This is a genomic window from Treponema sp. R6D11, from assembly GCF_054786075.1.
This window is the reverse complement of record NZ_BDHD01000615.1, coordinates 1-708: the sequence shown is the minus strand read 5'-3', so window position 1 is coordinate 708 and position 708 is coordinate 1. Positions and strand designations below refer to the sequence as shown.

At 42.2% G+C, this 708-nt stretch carries 2 protein-coding genes; both read right to left on the bottom strand.

Annotated features, from left to right (window positions below; translation table 11 throughout):
* On the bottom strand, nt 1–272 hold a 272-nt coding region (locus ACYVTD_RS15065; RefSeq protein WP_461248524.1), incomplete at its 3' end, for a YraN family protein.
* The coding region (locus ACYVTD_RS15060) for an HD-GYP domain-containing protein (protein WP_461248523.1) at nt 265–708 on the bottom strand (444 nt) is incomplete at its 5' end. The genes ACYVTD_RS15065 and ACYVTD_RS15060, both read right to left, overlap by 8 nt.

The window sequence follows — 708 nt, the reverse complement described above, 5'->3', positions numbered from 1 at the left end:
CTATATTTTCGATTTTCCGAGAGGAAAAAATTAGCAGTTTTAATGATTTTATGCTTTTTTCTGTTATTTAGGCTGTATTGTAGGTTTTCTATGCCAAAAACAGACCAGGCTTTTACCTCGACAAAAACAACGGTTTCTCCGTCAAGGGCGATAATATCAATTTCTCCGGCTTTTGACCTGTAATTTCTGCCGATTATTTTCATTCCTACGGACTCAAGAGCGGCGGCGGCTCTTTCCTCTCCTTTTTTCCCCAACCCGGCGGTATTAGGCATAATCTGCCGGGTCAATCGCTTCTTTAATGAATAATTTTCTGTTTTCCAAAAGATCGACAACCGGCATATTTCCTGCGCTAAGAGCATTGCCGTTTTTATCTGTCAACATTTGGACATTCGGGCGCATAGGAGCTTCTATGTGTAAACTTACAACCCGCGCCAAAGACCCGTCATTAAGGCGGACAATTGAACCGATGGGATAAATCCCCATTATTTTTGTAAAAGCGATAATTACCGCAGGGTCAAAACGACGCTCATTATCGGAAAGCAGGTTCTTTATCGCCTGATAACCAATTATAGAATCCCTGTATGATTTTTTGCTGACCATAGCTTCAAAGGCATCTGCCACGGATACAATTCTGGCTCCAATATCAATAGCCTCTCCCCTAAGTTTATCGGGATACCCATGTCCGTCCCATCTTTCATGGTGCTGTAA